Origin of the sequence: Rhizorhabdus sp. (assembly GCF_018006725.1) — a bacterium.
Taxonomy (GTDB): domain Bacteria; phylum Pseudomonadota; class Alphaproteobacteria; order Sphingomonadales; family Sphingomonadaceae; genus Rhizorhabdus.
Map to the genome: position 1 here is coordinate 1 of NZ_JAGMXV010000207.1, position 8049 is coordinate 8049.

The 8049-nt window shown below is 62.4% G+C and carries 8 protein-coding genes and 1 pseudogene; 2 read left to right on the plus strand and 7 right to left on the minus strand.

Features of this window, described 5'->3' with window-relative positions:
- The 7 genes from rplC to cutA all read right to left on the minus strand — a co-directional run.
- Positions 1–576 (minus strand): 50S ribosomal protein L3 (rplC, locus tag KAY22_RS21190; protein WP_296625217.1); only part of this gene is annotated, 576 nt, incomplete at its 3' end.
- Positions 577–839: 263 nt separating this feature from the next.
- Positions 840–1151 carry a 30S ribosomal protein S10 gene (gene rpsJ, locus KAY22_RS21195; RefSeq protein ID WP_011952197.1) on the minus strand — a complete coding sequence of 104 codons (312 nt, stop codon included), beginning with the start codon at positions 1149–1151 and terminating at the stop codon, positions 840–842.
- A 115-nt stretch (positions 1152–1266) separates the two neighbouring features.
- Positions 1267–2457, minus strand: a complete 1191-nt coding sequence (gene tuf / locus KAY22_RS21200; RefSeq protein WP_296625218.1) for an elongation factor Tu — start codon at positions 2455–2457, stop codon at positions 1267–1269.
- A gap of 76 nt (positions 2458–2533) precedes the next feature.
- A complete protein-coding gene (gene fusA / locus KAY22_RS21205) occupies positions 2534–4606 on the minus strand; it encodes an elongation factor G (RefSeq protein WP_296625219.1) in 2073 nt (690 codons plus the stop codon).
- Positions 4607–4672: 66 nt separating this feature from the next.
- Positions 4673–5143 (minus strand): 30S ribosomal protein S7, encoded by a 471-nt coding sequence (rpsG, locus tag KAY22_RS21210; protein WP_165324456.1) that lies wholly within the window; start codon positions 5141–5143, stop codon positions 4673–4675.
- 13 nt (positions 5144–5156) lie between these two features.
- A complete protein-coding gene (gene rpsL, locus KAY22_RS21215) occupies positions 5157–5528 on the minus strand; it encodes a 30S ribosomal protein S12 (RefSeq protein ID WP_011952201.1) in 372 nt (123 codons plus the stop codon).
- Positions 5529–5823: 295 nt separating this feature from the next.
- Positions 5824–6141: a divalent-cation tolerance protein CutA gene (gene cutA, locus KAY22_RS21220; RefSeq protein ID WP_296625220.1), complete on the minus strand. Its 318-nt coding sequence runs from the start codon at positions 6139–6141 to the stop codon at positions 5824–5826.
- A gap of 148 nt (positions 6142–6289) precedes the next feature.
- Between cutA and KAY22_RS21225 the strand changes: the two genes are divergently transcribed.
- Both KAY22_RS21225 and KAY22_RS21230 read left to right on the plus strand, forming a co-directional pair.
- Positions 6290–7570 (plus strand): L,D-transpeptidase family protein, encoded by a 1281-nt coding sequence (locus tag KAY22_RS21225; protein WP_296625222.1) that lies wholly within the window; start codon positions 6290–6292, stop codon positions 7568–7570.
- A gap of 196 nt (positions 7571–7766) precedes the next feature.
- Positions 7767–8049, plus strand: a pseudogene (locus KAY22_RS21230) (hypothetical protein); the annotation flags it as partial.

Consider the following 8049-nt stretch of genomic DNA (forward strand, 5'->3'; position numbering starts at 1 on the left):
GCCCTGGACGAAGAGGAGGCCACGCTCGGCGTCGGTCTGCACGATTTCGAGGTTCTGCTGGGTGCGCTGCTTGTCACCCATATGACCGGCCATCTTCTTGTTCTTGAAGACGCGGCCCGGATCCTGACGGTTACCGGTCGAACCCAGCGAGCGGTGCGAGACGGACACGCCGTGGGTCGCGCGGAGACCGCCGAAACCCCAACGCTTCATGCCGCCCGCAAAACCCTTACCCTGGGTCTTGCCGGAGATGTCGACGAGCTGACCGGCGACGAAATGGTCCGCCGAAATCTCGGCACCAACGTCAAGCAGGCCATCTTCCGACACGCGGAACTCGGCGAGGATCGCCTTCGGCTCCACTTCGGCCTTGCCGAAATGGCCGCGCTCCGGCTTCGAGAGATTCTTCGGCTTCGCAGAGCCGGCACCGAGTTGCACCGCGACATAACCGTCACGATCCATCTCACGGCGAGCGACAACCTGAACATTTTCCAGTGCCAGGACAGTAACCGGAACGTGCCGGCCATCTTCCTGGAACAGGCGGGTCATACCCATCTTCTTAGCGATCACGCCTGTGCGCATGATCCGTTCCTTCCACAACAGAGGCTCGCGTTAGCGGCGAGCGTGCCCACGAAAAAAGCCCCGGCGTCAACCGGAGCCCCCAGCCCAAATCAGACATAGCCCCCGCCAGGGCCAGAGTTCCGCATTACTGCGAATGGCGGGGACTCGGGCACCGGATCCAGGAAGGATCACGGCCGGTATCCCTGTCAGTTCGTCATCCGGGCCGGTTGGCCGGAAAAACGAGAAGCGCGGGAGCGATTCGACTCCCGCGCGCTGCAGGCCCTTTAGGCCAGTTTGATCTCGACATCAACACCTGCCGCGAGGTCGAGCTTCATTAGTGCATCGACGGTCTGCGGGGTCGGCTGGACGATGTCCAGCAGACGCTTGTAGGTACGCACCTCGAACTGCTCACGCGACTTCTTGTCGATGTGAGGACCGCGGTTCACGGTGAACTTCTCGATGCGGGTGGGCAACGGGATCGGGCCACGGATGAGCGCGCCGGTACGGCGGGCGGTGTCTGCGATGTCGCCAGTGGCCTGATCGAGCACACGATGATCGAAAGCCTTGAGGCGAATACGGATATTCTGCGTTTCCATGTCCTGCACCGATGCGAAAGAGCCGTGCGGCGAAAGTGCCGCCTTCTAACCTATGACAAAAGCGAACCGGCCGACCCCCGAGGGGGCCGGCCGGCCCGTTTCGACTGCGTCTATATTACTTCGAGATCGAGCTGACAACCCCGGCGCCGACGGTGCGGCCGCCTTCACGGATCGAGAAGCGAAGACCTTCTTCCATCGCAATCGGCGCGATGAGCTTGACGCCGAGCTTCACGTTGTCGCCGGGCATGACCATCTCGGTGCCCTCAGGCAGTTCGACGGTGCCGGTGACGTCCGTGGTGCGGAAGTAGAACTGCGGGCGGTAGTTGGCGAAGAACGGCGTGTGACGGCCACCCTCTTCCTTCGACAGCACGTAGACTTCCGACGAGAACTCGGTGTGCGGGGTGATCGAACCCGGCTTGGCCAGAACCTGACCGCGCTCGACTTCCTCACGACCAACGCCGCGCAGCAGCGCGCCGATGTTGTCGCCGGCCTGGCCGCTGTCGAGCAACTTGCGGAACATTTCGACGCCCGTGACAGTGGTCTTGCGGGTGTCCTTGATGCCGACGATCTCGACTTCCTCGCCGACCTTGACCATGCCGGTCTCGACGCGGCCGGTGACGACGGTGCCGCGACCCGAGATCGAGAACACGTCTTCGATCGGCATCAGGAACGGACGGTCGAGCGGACGCTCCGGCTGCGGGATGTACTCGTCGACGGCGCGCATCAGCTCGAGGACGGCGTCATGGCCGATCTCGGGCTTCTTGCCTTCGAGGGCGCACAGAGCCGAGCCCTTGATGACGGGGATGTCGTCGCCCGGGAACTCGTAGGACGAGAGCAGCTCGCGAACCTCGAGCTCGACGAGCTCCAGGATCTCTTCGTCGTCGACCATGTCGACCTTGTTCATGAACACGACGAGCGCGGGAACGCCGACCTGACGGGCGAGCAGGATGTGCTCGCGGGTCTGCGGCATCGGACCGTCGGTGGCCGAGACGACGAGGATACCGCCGTCCATCTGCGCGGCGCCGGTGATCATGTTCTTCACATAGTCGGCGTGGCCCGGGCAGTCGACGTGCGCATAGTGGCGCTGGGCGGTCTCATACTCGACGTGCGCGGTCGAGATGGTGATGCCGCGCTCGCGCTCTTCCGGCGCCTTGTCGATGTTGGCGTAGTCGACGAAGGTCGCGCCGCCGGTTTCGGCGAGGACCTTGGTGATGGCTGCCGTGAGCGACGTCTTGCCGTGGTCGACGTGGCCGATGGTGCCGATATTGCAGTGCGGCTTGGTCCGCTCAAACTTAGCCTTAGCCATTTTTTGCCTCTTCTCTTCGAATCAATTGCCGGACGCGCCGCCCGATGCGGACGCGCCCATAACCACAAATTTCGGATTATGCCAGCTTTGCCTTGACTTCCTCGGCAACGTTGGCGGGCACTTCGTCATAATGCGAGAACTGCATCGTGTACTGCGCACGGCCCTGGGTGAACGAGCGCAGCTGGTTCACATAGCCGAACATGTTCGCGAGCGGCACCATCGCCTCGACGACCTGTGCGTTACCGCGGCTGTCGGTGCCCTGGATCTGGCCACGACGGCTGTTCATGTCGCCGATGACATCGCCCAGATAATCTTCCGGGGTCACGACTTCGACCTTCATGATCGGTTCGAGGATGGTGATGCCGGCCTTCTGGGCCGCCTCACGCATCGCACCACGGCCGGCGATTTCGAAGGCCAGAGCCGACGAGTCGACGTCGTGATACTTACCGTCGACCAGGTGAACCTCGACGTCGACGATCGGGAAGCCGATCAGCGAACCGCCTTCGGACGTCTCGCGCATACCCTTTTCGACCGCAGGGATATATTCGCGCGGGATGTTGCCGCCCTTGATTTCGTCCTTGAAGACGAAACCGGTGCCGCGTTCGCCCGGCTTGACCTGCACCTTGACTTCGCCGAACTGGCCCGAGCCGCCCGACTGCTTCTTGTGGGTGTAGATCAGCTCGACCGGCTTCTTCAGATATTCGCGATAGGCGACCTGCGGAGCACCGACGTTCGCCTCGACCTTGAACTCGCGACGCATGCGGTCGACGAGGATTTCGAGGTGAAGCTCGCCCATGCCCTTGATGATCGTCTGGCCCGACTCATGGTCGGTCGAAACGCGGAACGAAGGATCCTCGGCAGCGAGACGGTTGAGGGCGATGCCCATCTTCTCCTGGTCGGCCTTGGTCTTCGGCTCCACCGACAGCTCGATCACGGGGTCCGGGAACTCCATGCGCTCGAGGATGATCGGAGCGCTCGGCGAACACAGCGTGTCGCCGGTCGTGGTCTCCTTGAGGCCGGCCAGAGCGACGATATCGCCGGCATAGGCCTCATCGATGTCCTCGCGGCTGTTCGCATGCATCAGCAGCATGCGGCCGATCTTTTCCTTCTTGTCCTTCACGCTGTTCAGGTAGGTGCCCTTTTCGAGCTTGCCCGAGTAGATGCGCGCGAAAGTGAGCGATCCGACGAACGGATCGTTCATGATCTTGAAGGCCAGCGCCGACATCGGCGCGCCGTCGTCCGCCGGACGCGTGTCCGGGGTCTCACCGTCGAGCTTGACGCCCTGAACGTCGGGAATGTCGAGCGGGCTCGGCAGATAGTCGACAACGGCGTCGAGCAGCGGCTGAACGCCCTTGTTCTTGAACGCCGAGCCGCAGAGAACCGGAACGAACGAGAAGTTCAGCGTACCCTTGCGGATCAGGCTCTTGAGCGTGGCCGCATCCGGCTCGTTGCCCTCGAGATAGGCTTCCATCGCCTCGTCGTCCTGCTCGACCGCGATCTCGATCAGCTCGGCGCGGGCGACGGCAGCGGCGTCCTTCATGTCTTCGGGGATGTCGCGGATCTCGAACTTCGCGCCCAGGCTCTCTTCGAGCCAGATGATCGCGTTGTTGTTGACGAGATCGACCAGACCCTTGAACTGGCTCTCGAGACCGATCGGCAGATACAGCACGGCTGCACGCGCGCCGAGACGATCCTTGATCATGTCGACGCACATGTTGAAGTTGGCGCCGGTGCGGTCAAGCTTGTTGACGAAGCACATCCGGGGGACCTTGTACTTCTCGGCCTGACGCCAGACGGTCTCGGACTGCGGCTCGACGCCGGCAACGCCGTCGAAACAGGCGACAGCACCGTCGAGGACGCGCAGCGAACGCTCGACTTCGATGGTGAAGTCGACGTGGCCGGGCGTGTCGATGATGTTGATCCGGTGATCGTTCCAGAAACAGGTCGTCGCGGCGGACGTGATCGTGATCCCGCGCTCCTGCTCCTGCTCCATCCAGTCCATGGTGGCGGTGCCTTCATGGACTTCGCCGATCTTGTACGACTTGCCGGTGTAATAAAGGATACGCTCGGTCGTGGTCGTCTTGCCGGCATCGATGTGCGCCATGATGCCGATGTTACGATATTTGGCGAGCGGGTGGCTGCGGGCCATGATCTGAAAACTCCGATGTCGGGGTGAGGAGCGGTCTCCCCTACCCCGACGATATGGACAGGATTGTTACCAGCGGTAGTGGCTGAAGGCGCGGTTGGCCTCGGCCATGCGGTGCGTGTCCTCACGCTTCTTGACCGCATTGCCACGGTTGTTCGCGGCATCCATCAGTTCGCCCGACAGACGGCCGGCCATGGTGTGCTCCGAACGCGAGCGAGCCGCGTTGATCAGCCAACGGATGGCCAGAGCCTGCGAACGCTCCGGACGGACTTCGACGGGAACCTGATAGGTCGCACCACCGACGCGGCGGCTACGGACCTCGATGCCCGGCTTCACATTGTTGAGAGCGTCATGGAAAACGCCGAGGGGTTCGCGCTTGGCGCGGGTCTCGATGGTTTCCAGTGCACCGTAAACGATGCCTTCTGCGACGGACTTCTTGCCATCGAGCATGACGCTGTTCATGAACTTGCTGAGCACGACATCCCCGAACTTCGGATCGGGAAGGATTTCGCGCTTTTCTGGGCGGCGACGACGAGCCATTTCGATCTACCTCTTACTTAGGACGCTTGGCGCCGTACTTCGAACGGCTCTGCTTGCGATCCTTGACACCCTGCGTGTCGAGCACGCCGCGGAGAACGTGATAGCGCACACCCGGAAGGTCGCGCACACGGCCACCGCGGATCAGGACCACCGAGTGCTCCTGGAGGTTGTGACCTTCGCCCGGAATGTAGCTGATCACTTCGCGGCTGTTGGTCAGGCGGACCTTGGCCACCTTGCGCAGCGCCGAGTTCGGCTTCTTCGGGGTCGTCGTGTAGACGCGCGTGCAAACGCCGCGCTTCTGCGGGTTCTTTTCCATCGCAGGGACCTTCGACTTGGCCTTCTGCGGTTCCCGACCCTTGCGGATCAGCTGATTGATTGTCGGCATGAAGCCCTTCACCTCTAAGAGTTACTTTACCGCTGCCCGAATAGCCTTTCCCGCACCGCCCGAGAGCGGTAACGCGGAAATGCACGAAGACCCCGGCGGTCAAACCGAACCCCCCGGGCCATCACACGCAACGGCAATGTTCAGCTCACCCGGAGTCGGCGGACCGCTTCCGAGCAAGGGCGCGCCTATAGAGAAGGAGTCGTATCGGGTCAACCGCCGCGACCGGCCGCCGCTCCAGCGCCGCCGGGACGGCCATGGTGCGGATACCGAGAGGCAACCCGTCCCCTATTACATCTCACAGATCGTCGATTTTGGTCTCGGCTTCAATCCAGGCGGCATAGTCGGCGGACGCCGTCTCAACCCTTAGAGCGATAAATTCGGGAAGATCGTAACTGTGCAGGGCGGCGATCCTGTCTCGTACCGCGTCGGCCAACGCCTCCCGCGTCTTGATGTGCAGGGTCCATTCGTCGGTTCGCTCAATGTGGCCCGCCCAGCGATAGACGCTGCGCGCGGCATGGATCTGGACGCAGGCAGCAAGCCGCTCATCGACCAGTGCACTTGCAATGCGGTCCGCCTCATCCGGCGTCGAGCAACTCGTTATGGCGAGAATCATCAGAGTCTCCTTTCCGGGCCGGCGAGAAGAGCTCGCACGCTCCGGCGGCGCGCCGGTTCCATGCTTCGACCTTGGTAAATTTGCGCTTGTCAAGGGATCAAATGGTGCGGGCTGACGTTTTTTCGCCATACAGTCTGGGAGGTCCGCCATGTCGATTGTCGACACCACGAAACCCAACCTTACCGCTGGGGCTTCGAATGCATTTACGCGCCTAAAGCACCGCCGCTTCCATCCGCTCCGCCTTCTCGCAGCCCTCCCGCTTGTCGCGGTGACTGCATTGTGTTTCGACGGCGTGGCCCCCGCCGGCACGACGACCGAAGCAGCCATAAACCCCGCCATGATCGCCTCCGCCGGAGAGGCCCGCTGGTCAAGTTCCGACATAAAGGACCTGCTCAAGATCATCGACGCCAGTGCCGACGAGGGACTCGATCCGACTGCCTATGCCGTAGCCCCGCTTCGCCAGGCTGCCGACGAGGGCCGAACCGGTCCCGGCGTCGATGCGCTGGCCCACGGCGTGGCGCTTGCGCTCGCCAATGACTTTGCCAATGGCGCGATCGAGGACAAAGCGCGCTTCGACTGGAAGATTCCGCAGCCGATGAGTGCGGTGGAGATATCGACGGGGCTCGACATCGCGCTCGCCGAGCACCGGGTGAACAAATGGCTGAACAGCCTCCTGCCGACGGACGAGCGCTATGCCGCGCTGAAGGTCGCGTACGCCAAAGCTGTCGATCCAAGCGACCGCGCCGAGATCAGAGCCAATATGGAGAGGTGGCGCTGGATGCCGCGCAATCTCGGCGAGGACTATCTTTATGTGAACATTCCGTCCTACCGCCTCAGCGTCATTACCGATGGCGTCGAACGGGCCAGTTACAACGTCGTGGTCGGCTCGCCGCGCACACCGACGCCCCAACTGGCGCTGCACGCCCAGTCGATCGTCGCCAATCCGAGCTGGACGGTGCCGAAGAGCATATCGAGCAAGGGTATGCCCAAAGGGCGCGGGTTCGAATGGAAGACCTATGGCGGAAACCGGATGCTCTGGCAGGCGCCGGGACCGACCAATGCCCTTGGCCGGATCAAGATCGACATGCCGAACCCCGATGCCATCTATCTGCACGACACGCCCAACCATAGCGTGTTCAGCCGCGAGAATCGGGCATTGAGCCATGGCTGCGTCCGGGTCGAGAATATCGAGGGCCTCGCCGCCCTGCTGCATGACGAGATGCAGTTGGACGATGCGCTGGCCACTCCGTCGAAGACCAAGGTGTTTCAGCTTCAGCGGAGCATTCCCGTCTATCTGACCTACTTCACACTGGAGGCCACGCCCGACGGTCGCATAACGCGGATCGGCGATCCTTATAAACGCGATAGTGCGATGATCGCGCAGTTGGGCGACGCACCGGGACGCGCAGCCGTGATGGCGGCGCGCTGAACGATCTCGCCGAACGACAGGGCGAAGTCCACACAGGTCCTTTCCGCAGCGCAGCGATGAATCGTGCAAGGAAAGGGACCGATATCCGATGGTGACGGAACAAGTGCGGTTTATCCCAATGTAAAAATTAACCTTGCCCGCTATGTAATGACCATCACGGTTTTCATAGCGGGTTGGGCACTTGCAGAATGTTTCGATGACGCCGGTCAGCCGGCGCGCACTTTTGGGCGCCGGATTGGTTGCAGGTCTGGGAATGAGCGGGGGGAATGGACTTCTCGCTGCCCCACTTTCGTCGGGCCCCTCTCTTCGTAGCGAAGTCCGGCAGCGCGCGTTGGCGGCGATGAGCCGCCATATCGGCCGCATCCGCTATCGCGACGTCATCGGCATTTGCGATTTCGACGCAGCCTCGTCTTCCCCGCGCTTCCATATGCTGGACGTTGCCTCCGGCAAGGTGACGAGCCTGCTCGTCGCTCATGGCC

What these genes read in the sequence shown, in the direction of transcription:
- rpsL (WP_011952201.1), bottom strand. Translation starts at nt 5,528, where the DNA reads ATGCCGACAATCAATCAGCTGATCCGCAAGGGTCGGGAACCGCAGAAG.
- KAY22_RS21225 (WP_296625222.1), top strand. Translation starts at nt 6,290, where the DNA reads ATGTCGATTGTCGACACCACGAAACCCAACCTTACCGCTGGGGCTTCG.
- cutA (WP_296625220.1), bottom strand. Translation starts at nt 6,141, where the DNA reads ATGATTCTCGCCATAACGAGTTGCTCGACGCCGGATGAGGCGGACCGC.
- rpsG (WP_165324456.1), bottom strand. Translation starts at nt 5,143, where the DNA reads ATGGCTCGTCGTCGCCGCCCAGAAAAGCGCGAAATCCTTCCCGATCCG.
- rpsJ (WP_011952197.1), bottom strand. Translation starts at nt 1,151, where the DNA reads ATGGAAACGCAGAATATCCGTATTCGCCTCAAGGCTTTCGATCATCGT.
- fusA (WP_296625219.1), bottom strand. Translation starts at nt 4,606, where the DNA reads ATGGCCCGCAGCCACCCGCTCGCCAAATATCGTAACATCGGCATCATG.
- tuf (WP_296625218.1), bottom strand. Translation starts at nt 2,457, where the DNA reads ATGGCTAAGGCTAAGTTTGAGCGGACCAAGCCGCACTGCAATATCGGC.